The sequence below is a fragment of the Planosporangium spinosum genome (assembly GCF_049999945.1).
In the GTDB taxonomy this organism is placed as follows: Bacteria; Actinomycetota; Actinomycetes; order Mycobacteriales; family Micromonosporaceae; genus Planosporangium; species Planosporangium spinosum.
The window spans coordinates 85,775-101,556 of record NZ_JBLYUB010000006.1 but is presented as its reverse complement, the minus strand read 5'-3'; the positions used below and the strand labels follow the sequence as shown (position 1 = coordinate 101,556).

Annotated in this window: 14 protein-coding genes; 8 read left to right on the top strand and 6 right to left on the bottom strand. The window is 73.1% G+C overall.

Going from position 1 to position 15,782, the window contains the following annotated elements; all coding sequences use genetic code 11:
• Positions 1-121: 121 nt before the first annotated feature.
• Positions 122-2,104, top strand: coding sequence for a hypothetical protein (locus ACNTMW_RS10530; protein ID WP_426633250.1), 1,983 nt, complete (start codon positions 122-124; stop codon positions 2,102-2,104).
• 37 nt (positions 2,105-2,141) lie between these two features.
• Here the strand turns inward: ACNTMW_RS10530 and ACNTMW_RS10525 are convergent, their stop codons facing one another.
• A complete protein-coding gene (locus ACNTMW_RS10525; RefSeq protein ID WP_426633249.1) occupies positions 2,142-2,564 on the bottom strand; it encodes a YbaB/EbfC family nucleoid-associated protein in 423 nt (140 codons plus the stop codon).
• Positions 2,565-2,652: 88 nt separating this feature from the next.
• Entirely contained in the window at positions 2,653-2,886 is a 234-nt protein-coding gene (locus ACNTMW_RS10520) for a hypothetical protein (protein ID WP_426633248.1), read from the bottom strand.
• 88 nt (positions 2,887-2,974) lie between these two features.
• Here ACNTMW_RS10520 and ACNTMW_RS10515 point away from each other — a divergent pair, with 88 nt between their 5' ends.
• Positions 2,975-3,499, top strand: a complete 525-nt coding sequence (locus ACNTMW_RS10515; RefSeq protein WP_426633443.1) for a YbaK/EbsC family protein — start codon at positions 2,975-2,977, stop codon at positions 3,497-3,499.
• A gap of 39 nt (positions 3,500-3,538) precedes the next feature.
• Here the strand turns inward: ACNTMW_RS10515 and ACNTMW_RS10510 are convergent, their stop codons facing one another.
• From ACNTMW_RS10510 to ACNTMW_RS10500, 3 genes are all read right to left on the bottom strand, one after another.
• Positions 3,539-3,955, bottom strand: a complete 417-nt coding sequence (locus tag ACNTMW_RS10510) for a SufE family protein (protein WP_426633442.1) — start codon at positions 3,953-3,955, stop codon at positions 3,539-3,541.
• A gap of 265 nt (positions 3,956-4,220) precedes the next feature.
• Positions 4,221-4,640 carry a CBS domain-containing protein gene (locus ACNTMW_RS10505; RefSeq protein ID WP_426633441.1) on the bottom strand — a complete coding sequence of 140 codons (420 nt, stop codon included), beginning with the start codon at positions 4,638-4,640 and terminating at the stop codon, positions 4,221-4,223.
• Between the two features lie 42 nt (positions 4,641-4,682).
• The gene (locus ACNTMW_RS10500) at positions 4,683-6,416 is read right to left on the bottom strand and encodes a proline--tRNA ligase (RefSeq protein WP_426633247.1); all 1,734 of its coding nucleotides are present in this window, start codon (positions 6,414-6,416) and stop codon (positions 4,683-4,685) included.
• A 219-nt stretch (positions 6,417-6,635) separates the two neighbouring features.
• Here ACNTMW_RS10500 and ACNTMW_RS10495 point away from each other — a divergent pair, with 219 nt between their 5' ends.
• The gene (locus ACNTMW_RS10495) at positions 6,636-7,433 is read left to right on the top strand and encodes an SGNH/GDSL hydrolase family protein (protein WP_426633246.1); all 798 of its coding nucleotides are present in this window, start codon (positions 6,636-6,638) and stop codon (positions 7,431-7,433) included.
• Between the two features lie 40 nt (positions 7,434-7,473).
• A complete protein-coding gene (locus ACNTMW_RS10490) occupies positions 7,474-8,376 on the top strand; it encodes a sulfurtransferase (RefSeq protein ID WP_426633245.1) in 903 nt (300 codons plus the stop codon).
• A 128-nt stretch (positions 8,377-8,504) separates the two neighbouring features.
• On the opposite strand, the gene ACNTMW_RS10485 is transcribed toward ACNTMW_RS10490, so the two are convergent.
• On the bottom strand, positions 8,505-9,287 hold the full coding sequence (locus ACNTMW_RS10485; RefSeq protein ID WP_426633244.1) for a GntR family transcriptional regulator: 783 nt from the start codon (positions 9,285-9,287) through the stop codon (positions 8,505-8,507).
• Positions 9,288-9,805: 518 nt separating this feature from the next.
• Here ACNTMW_RS10485 and ACNTMW_RS10480 point away from each other — a divergent pair.
• The 4 genes from ACNTMW_RS10480 to ACNTMW_RS10465 all read left to right on the top strand — a co-directional run bounded on the left by ACNTMW_RS10480 (position 9,806) and on the right by ACNTMW_RS10465 (position 15,605).
• Positions 9,806-10,054, top strand: a complete 249-nt coding sequence (locus ACNTMW_RS10480; protein ID WP_426633243.1) for a hypothetical protein — start codon at positions 9,806-9,808, stop codon at positions 10,052-10,054.
• A 199-nt stretch (positions 10,055-10,253) separates the two neighbouring features.
• On the top strand, positions 10,254-12,071 hold the full coding sequence (locus ACNTMW_RS10475; protein WP_426633242.1) for an HSP90 family protein: 1,818 nt from the start codon (positions 10,254-10,256) through the stop codon (positions 12,069-12,071).
• Positions 12,072-12,083: 12 nt separating this feature from the next.
• Positions 12,084-14,966, top strand: coding sequence for a hypothetical protein (locus ACNTMW_RS10470; RefSeq protein WP_426633241.1), 2,883 nt, complete (start codon positions 12,084-12,086; stop codon positions 14,964-14,966).
• A 42-nt stretch (positions 14,967-15,008) separates the two neighbouring features.
• Entirely contained in the window at positions 15,009-15,605 is a 597-nt protein-coding gene (locus tag ACNTMW_RS10465; RefSeq protein WP_426633240.1) for a TetR/AcrR family transcriptional regulator, read from the top strand.
• Positions 15,606-15,782: the final 177 nt, after the last annotated feature.

Sequence of the window (15,782 nt, the reverse complement as noted above, 5' to 3'; positions counted from 1 at the left end):
CCGGTGACGCACCGCTCACAGCGCTCCTACCGCATCTGCGGACCGCTCGTATCATGCACGGAGTACGCCCCGACCATCATTTGAGGTTCGCTTGTCGACCACGACCCGCCACAGTCCGATCATGACGGAGCCTCCCGCCGGGTCTTCGATGGCGACCCGCTTGCCGCGCTGGGCCGTCGCGTTCACCGTCTCGTGGCTGCTCCCCGTCTGCGCGCACCTGCTGCGGGCGGACTGGTTGCTGCCGCCGCTGCTGCTGGTCGGGGTGATGTCGATCCAGCGCGCCGGCCGTACCCTCACGGACCGCCTCGTGCTCGCGGTGGTGCAGCTGTTCGGCGCGCTCTGCGTGGCGGGTCTGGTCATGTCGGTCTGGCCCTGGCACCTGCACCCGGTACCCGTCGCCGGGTGCGCGTTCACCGCGCTCGTCGGGCTGGCGGCGGTCACTGGCCGCCGGCCCCGGCTGCCGACCCGGTCCCCGGCCGGCGACGTGGTCACCTGGCTGGCCACGCTCGCCGTCGCGGTGGCGGCGCTCGTGCCGTTCGCGCTGCGCGACCTCGGCGGGCGGATCGGACTGGTGGCGCCCGGGGAGGACTTCGCCCGCCACTTCATGCTGTACGACCTGATCGGCCGGCTCGGCGGGTACGCGTTCCTGCACCGCGGCGCGGCCGTCGCCGCCACGCCGGACGGGTACGGTATCGGGTACCCGCAGGGCACGCACCTGCTGTACGCGGTGCTGGACCGGTTCGTGCGGTCGTCCGCGGTCAACGCGGACCCGCTCACCGCGATGGACGTCCTGCTGTGGTGCCACCTGGGCACGTACGTCTTCCTCGCCCTGGCCCTCCTGTGGAGCGTCCGCCGGGTCGCCGGCCCGGGACCGGCCGCCGTGGCGCTGCTGCCGGTGCTGGCCGTCGTCTCCGGGGTGCTCTACTTCGGTGACCTGCTCGCGGCGTTCCTGCGCGGCTTTCCGAACGAACTGCTCGGCCTGGCCTTGGTCGCGGTGCTGACGGCGGTCGCGGCGCGCCCGCTGCCACGCCTGGGCGAGCAGGTCGCCACCGTCGCGGCGCTACTGGTCGGCATCTCGTTCGCCTACCACCTCTACCTGCCGTACGCGCTGGCCGTCACCGCGCTGTGGGCGTTCAGCCGACGCCGGACGCTGCCGCGCCGGCTCGGGTTCGTCGCGGTGCCGCTGCTGCCGCTGGTGGCGATCACGCCGTTGGAGAACCGGCCGTCCGGCGCGGGCAACCTGCTGCTCACGCCCGGCACCGCGCTGCCGGTGGACCGGCCGGTCCTGGTCGCGGTCGTGGTCGTGGCGGTGGTCGGGCTGGTGGCGCGCGGCGGGTGGCGCGCGCCGGCGCGCCGGCTGGTCGCCGTCGCACTCGCGGTCGCGCTCGGCATGGTCGCGGTGCTGTTCACGTACCAGTACGCGATGGTCGGGCACTCGGTGTACTACTTCGAGAAGCTGTTGCACATGCTGCTGGTGGTGGCGCTGGTCGGGCTCGGCTCGACCGCGCGGCTGGTGTCCACCCCGGATGCCGCCGGCCCGGCCCGGGCGCGGTACGCGGCCGTCCTGGCCGGGCTGGTCGCCGTCGTGGCGGGGCTCGCCGCGGCCGGCGGCCAGTGGCACAGCACGCCGCTGGCCAGCTCCGGTCTGCGGTACGGCCTGGGGGTGGAGAAGGGCTCTCCGGCCGGCGGCCGACAGGCCGTCGACCTGGTACGTCGTTACCCCGACGCCGACGGCCGCGTCGACGTGGTTCTCACCGGGACGCCGTACGCGAACTTCTACGGCACCCTGTTCACCGCGGCGATGCAGCGCAACTACCGGCAGGGTGAGTCCTGGTACGTCTTCCTGTCGCCGATGCGCCGGCACACGCTCGCCGACCTGGAGGCGAAGGTGCGCACCAGCCCGGTGCCGGTGCGGTTCGTCGTCGGGGATCCACGGGCCAGCTTCCTCTCGGCCGATCCGGACCACTCGTGGCAGCCGGAGCCGTCGCCGGGTGGGGAACCGACCTCGGCCGGCGATCCGCGCGTGCCGACGAACCTCCAGGCCGCCCGGTACCTCGCGGCCCGCTACCCGGACAAGGTCGAGGTGCTCGTCCTGCGGCCGTGACCGTCACCGGCGGGGTGCCGGCGCCGGTCGCCGGCGCTCACCAGGTCCGGCGGTCGCCCCTGCGGTCGTCGCCGTCCTCGCCGTCCGCGGGCGCCGGGAAGCGCCGGGCGAACCCGTCCACCACGGCCCGGCCGGTCTCGGAGTCGGCGCCGACGGTCTCCTCGGCGATCTCCGCCACGCGGGCGGCCAGCGATCCCTGTGCCCGCCGCATCACCGCCATGACCTGAGTGGCGATCTCGTCGGCGGACCACCGCAGCACCCGGTCGTCGAGCGTGAGATCGGTCATCACGCCGGAGCCGGCGACCGTGACCCGGACCGCCCCGTCGCGGCCGGACGCCGACACCGACAGCCTCGACACCCGTTCGGACAGCTCCTGCGCGGCCTGGGCGCGAGCCGACACGCTCGCCGCCCACGAATCGACCCAGGCATCCGCGTCTTCCCCGGCAGCGCTGAATGGCATCGCCATCGCCACCATCACCCCCCCCAGTTCAGGCTTCTTCGGCCCGTCACGGTAACCGAAAGCACCGACGATCAGGGGGGAGGAGCGATCAGGGCTGCGGTGGTGCGACGGTCTGCTCGGAGGTGCGGTGCTCTACGAACGAGTCCGGTGCGGCGTCGAGGTCGGACTCGCGGATGTCGGAGTCGCGCAGGATCTCGGCCGCCTGGGCGTGGGGGTCGTCACTGCCCGCCACCCGCTCCTCGGGAAGGAGGTCGGCCGCCCGGCTGTCGACCCGGTCGAACGGCTCGTCACTCAGTCCGGGGTCGCTGATCGGTTCCACCATGGTGTGGTCGTACCCGCGGCGCGCCCGCGGCACACCCGCCGCGCCGGTTTTGACCGGCGCTGCCGGTTGCTGCCAGGATGGGCTGGTGATGGGATCGCTGAAGACCGAACCCGCCCGGGAACGCCCGGACCTGCTCGCTCCGTCCGTCCTGGCCGCGCTCGGCGACTGGCCCGAGCCGGACGTGCTGGTCGCGTCGATCGACCCGGCACTCGCGGACACGGCGGCCTTCTGTGAGGCGTACGGGGTGGCGCTGGACGCCTCGGCCAACTGCGTGGTGGTGGCCGGCAAGCGGGAGGGGGAGACCCGGTACGCCGCCTGCGTGGTCCTCGCGACCACCCGCGCGGACGTCAACGGGGTTGCCCGCCGGCGCCTGGACGTGCGCAAGGCGAGCTTCGCGCCGATGGACGTGGCCGTCGCCGAGACCGGGATGGAGTACGGCGGGATCACCCCGATCGGGCTGCCACCGGCCTGGCCGGTCCTGGTCGACGCGCGGGTCACCGCGGTGCCGTACGTGATCGTCGGCAGCGGGGCGCGGCACAGCAAGATCCTGCTTCCCGGCGCGGCCCTCGGGCGCCTGCCCGGCGCCGAGGTGATCGAGAACCTCGGCAAGTAGATCGACTAACGGCTATACCGTTGCACGTGAAACCATGCGTTACAGCTGCTCACGCACCTGGCGCTGGAGGCGTCCGAGGATCGCGGTGCCGCCACGTACCCGCAGCGGGCTGATCGCCGCGGCCAGTCCCATCCGCTGGTAAAGGTCGCCCGGCACCGCGAGCACCTCGTCGGCGCTGGCGTCGGCCAGCCCCTCGGCCAGGATGCCGGCGAAGGCCCGGGTCGTCGGTGCCTCCGGTGGGCAGTCGAACCACATCTGGACGCGACGGTCCGGCTGCACCTCGGCGCGCAGGAAGAACTGGGTCTGGCACTCCGGTACCTGCTCCATGCCGTCGTGACCGGCCATGCCCGGCGGCAGCGGGGGCAGGGCGTCGACGTACTCGAGCAGCATCTCCAGCACCACGTCGCGGGGTGCCGTGGAGAACTCGTCAACGATCTCGGAGAGGCGGGTAGGCATGTTCATCGGTTCCAGCTTATCCGCGCTACCGTCGGGCGCCGAGGCGCCGGCGGCGCCGACCAGGACCGGAAGTGAGGTCACGCGCGGTGCGCCGGACGCCGGCGCGCCGCCGCCGTACGGGCCGGGCGCCGGCGCGCCGGCCACCGCCCGACCCGGGATCGGCGTAGAGAAGACCACCGGATCAGTGTGGAGAAGACCGCCGATCAGTGTGGAGAAGATCGCCGGATGGGCGCGGAGAAGATCGGTTGTCGGCTCGCCGGTGAGATCAGTTGTTGGGCTCGGCCCGGCTGATACCACCGAGCACGGACTCGGGGTCGATCTCCTCCGCCAGGTCACCGATGGAGACAATGCCCACGAGGGCGCGGTCGCCCTCGCAGACCAGTACCCGCCGGACCGCGTTGTCGCGCATCAGCAGCGCGGCCGACTGCACGGTGTCATCGGGCCGTACGGTCACCAGGTCCGGCGTGAGGATCTCGCCGAGTGTCGTGCTCGCGGGATCGCGCCCCTCCGCGACCGCGCGGATGACGATGTCGCGGTCGGTCACCAGGCCGGCCGGTCCATTGCCGTCGGCCACCACGATGTCGCCGATGTCCTGCTCGCGCATGAGGCGGGCGGCATGGGCCAGGGTCGTCTCCGGGGGCAGGGTGACGACGTCGGCCGTCATCACGTCCCGGACAGTCTGCATCGGCATGTTGCCTCCGAACCGTCGTTGGCGTTGTGCCGGGATTTACCCACCGTGGTATCCGCTAATCAGACCGGTGACCTCAGCGACGGGTACGTCCGAGCGGGTGCCGTCGATGCGGGAACGGACCTCGACGTACCCGTCGGCCAGGCGACGGCCGACCACGACGACGACCGGCATGCCCAGCAGTTCCGCGTCGGCGAACCGTACCCCGGCCGACAGTCCGGGCCGGTCGTCGAGCAGCACGTCGATGCCGCGCGCCACCAGCTCCGCCGCCAGCCGCTCCGCCGTCTCCGCCTGCTCGCCCCTGCCCGTCGCCACCACGTGGACCTGGGCCGGCGCCACCGAGCGCGGCCAGATCAGGCCGCGCTCGTCGTGGTGCTGCTCGGCGACGGCGGCGACCGCGCGGGAGATGCCGATGCCGTACGAGCCCATCGTCACCCGTACCGGCTGGCCTCCGGGGCCGAGCGCGTCGAGACCGAACGCGTCGGCGAACCGGCGCCCCAGCTGGAAGATGTGGCCGATCTCGATGCCCCGGCGCAGCGCGAGCGAGCCGGTGCCGCACCTCGGGCACGGGTCGCCGGCCCGTACGTCGGCCGCCTCGATCGTTCCGTCGGGTACGAAGTCGCGCCCGCACACCACGTTCATCGCGTGCCGATCGGGTTCGTTGGCTCCGGTCAGCCAGGTGGTGCCGGCCGCCACCCGTGGGTCGACGAGGTACCGGATGCCGAGCGTGCCCAGCACCTGCGGGCCGATGTACCCGCGGACCAGTTCCGGATGGGCGGCGAAGTCGTCGAACAGCTCGACCGCCGCCGGGTGCAGGGCGGCGGCGACCCGTTTGAGGTCGACCTCCCGGTCGCCGGGGACGCCGACGACCAGGATCGAACCGTCGACGCGCAGCACCACGTTCTTCAGCGTGTCCGCCGCGGTCCAGTCCGACCGGCCGCCCGCCGTCACCGCGTTGGCGTGGCGGACCAGCGACTCGATGGTGGGCGTGTTTGGCGTGTCGAGCACCGTCGCCGGGGGATGGTCGACGTCCCCGGCGACGACCGGGGCGCGGGTCGTCACCGCCTCGGTGTTGGCGGCGTAGCCGCACGATCCGCACGCCACGAACGTGTCCTCGCCGACCGCCGCCGGTGCCAGGAACTCCTCCGACACCGACCCGCCCATCGCGCCGGACATCGCGGCCACGACGACGTGGTCCAGCCCGAGCCGTTCGAAGATCCGGATGTACGCGGCCCGCTGCGCCGCGTACGACCGGCGCAGGCCGTCGTCGTCGAGGTCGAACGAGTACGCGTCCTTCATGAGGAACTCCCGGCCGCGCAGCAGACCGCCGCGCGGCCGCGCCTCGTCGCGGAACTTCGTGCCGACCTGGTAGAGCGTCACCGGATAGTCGCGGTAGGACGGGTACAGGTCCTTCACCAGCAGCGTGAACAGCTCCTCGTGGGTCGGGCCGAGTACGTACCCGGCGCCGCGCCGGTCGCGGACCCGGAACACGTCGTCGCCGAACGCGCCGAGCCGACCGCTGGTCTCGTAGAGCTCCTGCGGTAGCAGCGACGGCAGCGACACCTCCTGCGCGCCGATCGCCGTCATCTCCTCGCGGACCACCGCCGTGATCCGGTCGAGCACCAGTTTGCCCAGCGGCAGCCACGCGTACCCGCCCGGCGCGACCCGGCGCGCGTAGCCGGCGCGTACCAGCAGTCGGTGGCTGGGTACCTCGGCCTCGGCCGGGTCCGCGCGGAGGGTACGGACGAACAGCGTCGACAGGCGCAGCAGCATGGCCGCAGCGTACGTCCGCCGGATCGGCGGTCGCGCGCGGATTTGTCGGCCGAGTGACAGATCCACCGGCAACCATGTGCGGTCAGGATGGCGTCTCGGATGGCGTAACCAGACCGGCCCTCGGCGCACCGCTGCCGTGTCGTACGTCGCACCCGGGCCGAAGTCACTCCCGCCGATGCTTAGCCTTTGCCAAGATTCCTCCCCGGAAAGGGGTGCGGCATGGCGTGGCACAGGTACGTCGCTATGGGCGACAGCTTCACCGAGGGCATGGACGACCGGGACCCGGGCGGCGACGGGTACCGCGGCTGGGCCGACCTGGTCGCCGCCCACCTGGCGACCGAGGCGGTGGCGCGCGGCGAGGAGTTCCACTACGCCAACCTGGCCATCCGCGGCCGGCTGTTCGACGGCGTGGTCAGCGAGCAACTGCCGCCGACCCTGGCCATGCGCCCCGACCTGGTCAGCTTCGCCGCCGGCGGCAACGACGCGCTGCGCCCCAACTTCGACGGCCCGGCGCTGGTCGCCCGGTTCGAGGAGGTCATCGCGCAGCTACGCGGTACCGGCGCCGATGTGATCGTGTTCCGCTTCGCCGACATGTCGCGCCGGCTGCCGGGCAAGCGGATCATCCTGCCCCGGACGTCGTTGCTCAACGACGCGGTCGTCGAGGTCGCCGCCCGGCAGGGCGCCTACCTGGTCGACCTGTGGTCGGACGAGGAACTGTCGGTGAACACCGCGATGTGGAGCGTGGACCGGCTGCACCTGTCGACGGCGGGACATCGCCGGGTGGCCGGTCACGTGCTCACCGCGCTCGGGCTGGTACCCGACCCGACCTGGATGGACCCGCAGCCCGCGCCGAGCCCGCAGGCCTGGCCGGTGGCCCGGGCCGCCGACGCCCGGTGGGCGGCCCGGTACCTCGCGCCGTGGATCAAGCGCCGGCTGCAGGGCCGCTCGTCCGGCGACTCCATCGTGGCGAAGCGCCCGGAGCTGGCGCCGGTGCTGCCGGCCGACCGGGAGCGCTAGTGGCGGCACCGGCCCCGGCCGGCGTCGGTAGGCTCACACCATGGCCGTAGCGAATGATCCCGCCCCGGAGTTGCAGGCGTACGCGCACCCGGAGCGACTGGTTTCCACATCCTGGCTGGCGCACCACCTCGACGACGAGGGTCTGGTCGTCGTGGAGAGCGACGAGGACGTGCTGCTCTACGACACCGGCCACATCCCCGGCGCGGTCAAGGTCGACTGGCACACCGAACTCAACGACCCGGTGACCCGCGACTACCTCGACGCCGAGGGGTTCGCGCGGTTGTGCCGGGCCAAGGGCATCAAGCGCGACGACACGATCGTGTTCTACGGCGACAACTTCAACTGGTGGGCGACCTACGCGCTGTGGGTGTTCTCCCTGTTCGGCCACGCCGACGTGCGCATCCTCGACGGGGGCCGGCAGAAGTGGGTGGCCGAGGGCCGGCAGTTGGTCAAGGACGTCCCGCAGCGGACGCCGACCGACTACCCGGTGGTGACGCGCGACGACGCGCCGATCCGGGCGTACCGCGAGGAGGTGCTCGCGCACGTGACGGCCGGCCGGCCGCTGGTGGACGTGCGCTCGCCCGGCGAGTACACCGGTGAACTGCTGCACATGCCCGACTACCCGCAGGAGGGCGCGCTGCGCGGCGGCCACATCCCGGGGGCGGTCAGCAAGCCGTGGAAGCAGGCCGCGAACGACGACGGTTCGTTCAAGCCGGCCGACGCGCTGCGCCGGATCTACGCCGACGAACTCGGCCTGGGCCGCGACGACGACATCGTCGCGTACTGCCGGATCGGCGAGCGCTCCTCGCACACCTGGTTCGTGCTCACCTACCTGCTCGGGTACCCGCGGGTGCGCAACTACGACGGCTCCTGGACGGAGTGGGGCAACCTGGTCCGGGCGCCCATCGCCAAGGGCGCCGAACCGGGCAAGCTCGGCGCCTGACCGGTACGTGACCGGCGCTTGATCGACACACGTTTGATCGACACAACTTCCGGGAAATTGTGGTTTCAGCACGAGGCGGAGGCCACGACTTCCCGGAAGTTGTGACGATCGGGGCGGCGGCCGGCCGGCTAGGTCAGGTCGATCCAGTAGTCGAGTTCGACGCCGTCCGCCGGGATGACGATGTCGGCGGCCACCTCGACGACCTTCTCGCCCGCGTACGTCCGGCGGGTGATCGCGATGACCGGCACGCCTGCCGCGAGCCGGAGCGCGGCTGACTCCTCCGGAGTCGGCATCCGGGCGCGGACCCGCTCGCGGATCCCGGTGACGGTGACACCGAGCGAGTGCAACTGGGCGGTGTTGCCGCCGGGCCACGGCTCGTTCTCCGGGTCGGCGACGGGCGTACCCGCGACGAGGTCGAGCGGGTAGCACGAGGTGGATAGTTGCTGCGGTACGCCGTGCGCGCGGAACAGGAAGCGGCGCTCCAGGATCATCGTCCCGGCCGGCAGGTCGAACAGCGCCGCGACGGAGGCCGACGCCGGCACCTCACGGAACTCCTTGTCGAGCTGGTATTTCTCCCAGTCGATCCCCTGGTCGTGGGTGAATGAGGTCTGTGGCGGGTGCTCGCCGGTCAGCTGCTGAACCTCACGGCGGTAGCGGTCCGAGGCGAGGCGCCGTACCGGTCGCGCCGGGCGGGCGTACGTGCCGCGTCCGTGCTCGGTGACCACCAGGCCCTCGGCGCGCAGGAGCGCGAGCGCCTCACGCAGCGTGCCCCGCGAGACACCGAACTCGTTGATGAGTACCGGCTCGCTGGGCAGCAGTTGGCCGGCTGGAATTGCGCCGGCGAGGATACGGCGGCGCAGTTCTTCGGCGACCTGCCGATAGCGCGGTCGTTCGCGGTGCGGGGTTGGCACATCGGCCACGGTACCGCCGTTCGATCTCCCGTCGTCCAGGTGATCACTCAATACCGTTCGGGCCTGCCACTCATCTAGACGACTCATCTAGATGACAATATTCTCGGCCTCGCGACCGGCACGGAGTGCGGCCAAGGGGTTGGCACGGCGCCTGTGCCGGTCGCCAGACTCCGTCCGCCAACGCCAAGGAGGCGTCGTGCGCTGGTTCGGGTTCATGAGGTCGAGACGGGTACGACGGTCACGTGAGCGGCTGGCGCGGCTGGACAGCGCCATTACCACCGGCTCCGGCGAGTACCAACTCTGTGACGGTGACACCGTTCCGTTTCCCGGCTATCCCCGCTGGGCGGAGCTGTTGACACGAGAGCTACCCGAGCTGGCCCCGCCCTCCGAGAGCGGTTCACTGGTCCGGCCGTACGTCGCTCGTCTGCGCCCGCACCAGCGCACCGGGCCGCACCGCCTTCGAGACCAGCATGGTTACTGATCAGCAGCCGCGGCAGGACGATCGATGGAGGTGCCGAATGGCCGAACGGGTCGATGTGGCTACGGCCCGCGGCAGGCGCGAGACGTACGATCCGGGCCGGCTGCTGGGCGACGTGATGCGACTGCTTGCCGACCGGGGACTGTCCCCGGTCATCTCGACCCGCGACCTCCGCGCCGCCGTACGTTCGTGCGGAAGCCTGCTGCTGTGTCTCGGAGTCGTACCGACCAGCCGCCCCGACCTGATCATGTTGCCCGATTCCGCCGACCCCGGCGGTACTGCGGACTGATGGCTTGATCCCGAGCAGCCCCACCGGCTTGGATTGGTGGGGCTGCTCCGTCTCCCCGGGCAGTCCGTCAGCCACCGCCCAGCCCGGACCCGACTGCGCGGCAGGACCGTCCAGCGTCAACGGCAGTTACCGGACCGCGACGATGGTCCGGGACGGGTACGGTGGGCGCCTCGGCATAGTGATCAGGAGCGCAGCAGACGTGGACCGGACGTTCCAGGTCGACCTTCGCGGCGTGGTCGACCTGCTCAGCCATCACCTGTACGCCAGTCCCCGGGTGTACCTGCGGGAGCTGCTGCAGAACGCGGCCGACGCCATCACGGCCCGGCGCGCGGTGGAGCCCGGCGCGCCGGGCCGGGTCCTCGTCGAGCCGCCCGAGGTCACCGGCGACGGCACCCTGCGGGTGAGCGACACCGGTGTCGGGCTGACCGAGGAGCAGGTCCACGACCTGCTCGCCACGATCGGCCGCAGCTCCAAGCGCGACGATCTCGGCTTCGCCCGCCACGAGTTCCTCGGCCAGTTCGGCATCGGGCTGTTGTCCTGCTTCCTGGTCGCCGACGAGATCCGGGTGGAGACCCGCGCGGCCGGCCGGCCCGCCGTGCGCTGGACCGGCTACTCCGACGGGCGGTACGCCGTGGAGCCCGGTTCCGACCGCACGCCGACCGGCACCACGGTCACCCTGCTGCCGCGCCGGGGCGCCGAGCACTGGCTCGCGGCCGCCACCGCGGTGGAGCTGGCCCGGCTCTACGGTTCGCTGCTGCCGTTCGAGGTCACGGTCGCCACGCCGGACGGGCCGGTGCGGACCACCGAGCAGCGGCTGCCCTGGTCCGCGCCGACCGGTACCGATCCGGAGAGCCGCGCCGACGCCGCCCAGGAGCGCCGGGCGGAGCTCTTCGCGTACGCGTACCGCGTCTTCGGCTTCACCCCGTTCGACGTGATCGACCTCGAGGTGCCGGAGGCCGGCCTCACCGGGGTCGCGTTCGTGCTGCCCCGGCCGGCCAACCCGGCCGCTCGGGCCGGCCACCGGGTCTACCTGAAGCGGATGCTGCTGGCCGAGGGTGTGGAGGGCCTGTTGCCGGACTGGGCGTTCTTCGCCCGCTGCGTGGTCGACGCCAGCGAGCTGCGGCCGACCGCGAGCCGCGAGGCGCTCTACTCCGACAGCCTGCTGGAGGCCACCCGGGAGGCGCTGGGCGAGCGGCTGCGGGGATGGCTGGTCGGTCTGGCCGCCGGCCACCCGGGCCGGCTCGCCGAGTTCCTGGACATCCACCACGTCGGGGTCAAGGCCCTCGCGCTGCACGACGACGAGATGCTGCACCTGGTCGACTCGTGGTGGCCGATGGAGACCAACGTCGGCCGGATGACGCTCGCGGAGTTCCGCCAGCGCTACGGGCTGGTCCGGTACACGGTGAAGGTCGACGAGTTCCGCCAGCTCGCCTCGGTGGCCGCCGCTCAGGACCTGCCCCTGGTCAACGGCGGGTACGCGTACGAAACCGAGCTCATCGAACGGTTGCCCGCGGTGGACCGTACGACGCTGATCGAACGGCTCGAACCCGGCGACCTGACCACCCGCTTCGACGTCCTCGACCCGGCGGTGGAGCTGGCGCTGCGGCCGATGCTCACCGAGGCACAGCGCGCGGTCGAGCGGCTGGGCTGCGAGGTGGTGCTGAGGGCGTACGAGCCGGCCGCCCTCCCGGCGCTGTACCTGGTCAACCGGGCCGCCGCCTTCAACGAGCAGCTGCGCAGCACCCGGGAACAGGTCGACGAGGTGTGGGCCGGGGTGCTCGACGCGCTGGCGCAGACGACCACCGACGAGCGCCCGCAGCTCGTGCTCAACTACCGCAACCCGCTGGTGCGCCGGGTCACCGCCCTCCACGACGCGACGCTGGTCCGGCTCGCCACCGAGGCGCTGTACGGGCAGGCGCTGCTGCTCGGGTACCAGCCGCTCCGCCCGGCCGACGCCGCGCTGCTGAACACCTCGCTGCTGGGCCTGCTCAACCACGCCGTCCCGGACAGCGAGTAGGAGCGAAAGCCCGTGACCTACACCGAGGCCGACCTGTGGCGCCTGCTCGCCGAGGGGCGCGGCATGCCGTACGGCGCGGCGCAGATCGCCCTGGCCGAACAGGTGATCCGGCACGCCGACGCGGCCGGCCTGGACCGGCTGCGCTTCGCCGGCCGCATGTTCGCCACCCACGCCTACACCTACGGTGGGGAGCCGGCGAAGGCGTTCGTGACGTTCTCCTGGTGCCTGGGCGAGTACGACCGCGACCCGGCCGGGCGCAGCCGGGAGGACGAGAGCCTGCTGCTGTGGCACTTCAAGTACGTGGTCAACGCGCTCACCATGTTTCCCGAGGTACCGCTCGCGCGGGCGTACGCGGTCGTCGACGACATGCAGCGCCGGTACGCCGCCGGCGGGTACAGCCTGCACGCGGTGTACCGGCAGCGCTGGGGTGTCGCGTACCACATCGGCGACGGGGCGGCCGCCGAGGAGTGGTACACGCGCTGGAGCGCCGCCCCGCGCGACGACAACTCCGACTGTGCCGGCTGCGACCCGGGCGCCAAGGTCGTCCACCTGGCCGACCGCGGCCGTGACTCCGACGCCGTCGCGCTGGCCGCCCCGGTCCTCGCCGGCCACCTGACCTGCTCGGAGCAGCCGCAGAACATCCTGACCGCCCTGCTGCTGCCCTACCTGCGTACCGGCCGGCTGGCCGAGGCCGCCGACGCGCACCGCCGGGGGTACCGGCTGATGCGGGGCAACCTGTCCGACCTCGGGGACCTCGCCGAGCACCTGATGTTCTGCGCGTGGACCGGCAACGAGGCGCGGGGGCTGGAGATCGTGCAGCGGCACCTGGGCTGGCTGGACCGGTCCCCCTCGCCCTGGGCGACGATGCGGTTCGCCGCCGCGGCCGCCCGCGTCCTCGACGGCCTCGTCCGGGCCGGCCACGACGGGCTGACCGTGCACCGGCCGGCCGCCGGCGGGCGGGAGGCCGCCGACGTGCCCGCGCCGGACCTGGCCGCGCGGCTCGCGGCGCAGGCGCGGGACCTGGCGGCCCGGTTCGACGAGCGCAACGGTACGACCGCCCAGGGTGACCGGGTGGCGCGGATGCTGGCTGCCGAGCCGCTGGTGGGGTACCTGCCGCTGTCCGCCGTGGACGGTCGCCGCCGGGGGATGGCCGGTGCGCGGGCCGCCGGGTCTACCGGGTCGGCCGCCGGACCCGCCGGGGCGGGCGCACCGGCCGGTTACCCGGACGACCCGGACCAGCTGCTCGACCTCGCCGAGCGCCGGTTCCGGGAGCACGACACCCGCTGGGCCGAGGCGGCGTGGCGGCACTTCGACGACCGATACCCGGCCGACACACTGTCGCCGTTGCTGGCGGCGCGCCGGGTCGACGGGCGGGGGATGCTGGCCTCCGGTGACGACCGGCCCGCCGAGGCCGAGCGCGCCTGGCGGGAGGCCGCCGACGGGTACGCCGCGGCCGGCGACGAGGTCCGCCGGCAGGTGGCCCTGGGCCGGCTGGGCACCCTGCTGTGCGGCGGCGACCGGTACGACGAGGGCCTGGCGATGGTGCGGGAGGCCAGCCGGGTGCTGATCGAGCGGGGGGACGCCGAGCGGCGGGTCGGTGCCGAGTTGCGCCTGGCGTACGTGCTCGGCCTGGGCCACCAGCCGGCGCAGGCGCTGGAGGCGGTGGAGCGGGCGGCCGGGTACGCGGCGGAGGCCACCGGAGATCCGCTGCTCGCCGCGGAGGTGGCGACCCGTCGTGCCCAGTTCCTGCTCGCCCTCGGCCGCCCGGGGGAGGCGGCCGAGTCGGCGACCGCCGCCCGGGAACACTTCGCCGCCGCCGGTGACCCGCCCGTCGCGGCGTTCGCCTGGCTGCTGTACGCGCACGCGCTGGCCGACCTCGCCGACTACCCCGGCGCGGCGGACGCGTTCGGGGCGGCGCTGGAGCGGTCGACCGACGCCGACGTGACGCTGTCCGGCCAGCACGGCCGGGGCCGGGCGCTGCTGGCCGCGGCGCAGCCGGCGGCCGCGGTCGAGTCGCTGGTCGAGGCGGTGGCCGGGTTCGCCGCGATCGGTGACGACACCGCGGCGACGTTCGCCCGGCTCGACCTGGCCACCGCGTACCACGGCTGCGGCCAGGAACTGGACGCCGCGGAGGCCGCCGAGGCGGCGCTGCCGGCGCTGGAACGGCTCGGCGCGCAGGACGCCGCGGACCGGTGCCGGTACCTGCTGTCCCTGGTGTACCGGGAACTCGACCAGCCGGACGAGGCGCTGGTCCTGCTCGACCAGTTGGTGGCCAACCTGGACGGGTTCGACAACCTGGCCGGTCGGGCGCGGCTGCACGAGGAGGCCGGGCACCTGCTGTACCGCCAGGACCGCGACGCCGCCGCAGCCCTCCGGTTCGGGGCGGCGGCCGAGGCGTACCGTGCGGCGGGCCTGGCGTTGGACGAGGTCCGCGCCCACCGGTGGGCGGCGCTCGCGCTGCGCTGGGCCGGTGAGATCGACGACGCGATCGTGGCGCTGGACACCGCCGAGGAGCGGGCCGCCGGTCTCCCGGCCGACGATCCCGCCGCGACCTGGGAGCGGGCCATGCTCGCCTTCGACGGTGCGCGGGTGTTCATCGGTGCCGAGCGGTTCGGCGGGGCGCTGGCGCGGGCCACGGCCTCCGGTGACGGATTCCGGTCGATCGGGGCGTTCGGTGAGGCTCTCCAGGCCGATCTTCTCTGTGCTGAGCTGCTTCTTCGTCTCGACCGGCCGGCCGAGGCCGAGCCGGTGCTGCGGGCCGTGCTCGGCGCCGCGCCCCGCGACACGCCACACCGGGAGAACGCGGCCTGGCTGCTGGCCGGGGTGCTGGAGGCGCTGGGCCGCGACGACGAGGCGGCGCGGTTGCGCCGGGAGTACGGCCTGGACGATGCCTAACGATCGTTCAGGTATGGCTTGACAAGAGGTTAGGCTTCACGGATGACCGCCGATCAGCAGGTAGTCCCCGCAGCGCCGGCACGGCGCCGCTCCCGCCGGGAGGAGATCCTGGAGATCGCCGTCGGGCTGTTCGCCACCCGCGGCTACCACGGCGTCTCGATGGACGACATCGGTGCCGCCGCCGGGGTCACCGGGCCCGCGCTGTACCACCACTTCGCCGGCAAGGAAGCGATGCTCGTCGCCGCCCTGATCCCGGTGAGTGAGCAGTTGCTGGCCGGCGGCCGCCAGCGCATCGCCGAGTACGACGGCCGGCCCAGCGCCGCCCTCGCCGCCCTGGTCGACTTCCACGTCGACTTCGCGCTGGCCAACCCCGCCGTCATCGCGCTGCACCTGCACGAGCTCGACCGGCTGCCCGAGGAGCCGCGCCGGCAGATCCGGCGCCTGCAACGACTCTACGTCGAGGAGTGGGTGACCACCCTGACCGCGCTGCGCCCCGAGCTGTCCGCCGCCGAGGCGCGGGTACTCGCGCACGCCGCCTTCGGCCTGATGAACTCGACGCCGTTCCTCGGCGGCGAGGTCGACCGGCACCGCCGGGCGGACCTGCTGCGCGCGTCGGCGCTGGCCGCACTGCAGGGCTGACACCCGCGCGTCGGGGCCCGCCGCCCGGGTCGACTCCGGCACCGGACGGCGGTCGACCCCGGCGGCGGTCCGCGCGTTCGGCTGCTGACACCGGCGCCCGCGCCGCGTTCGGCGGGTGGAATCGCGCCGGACCTGGTACGACTCATATCAGTGAGCTGAGAAGGCACTTTTCCACAG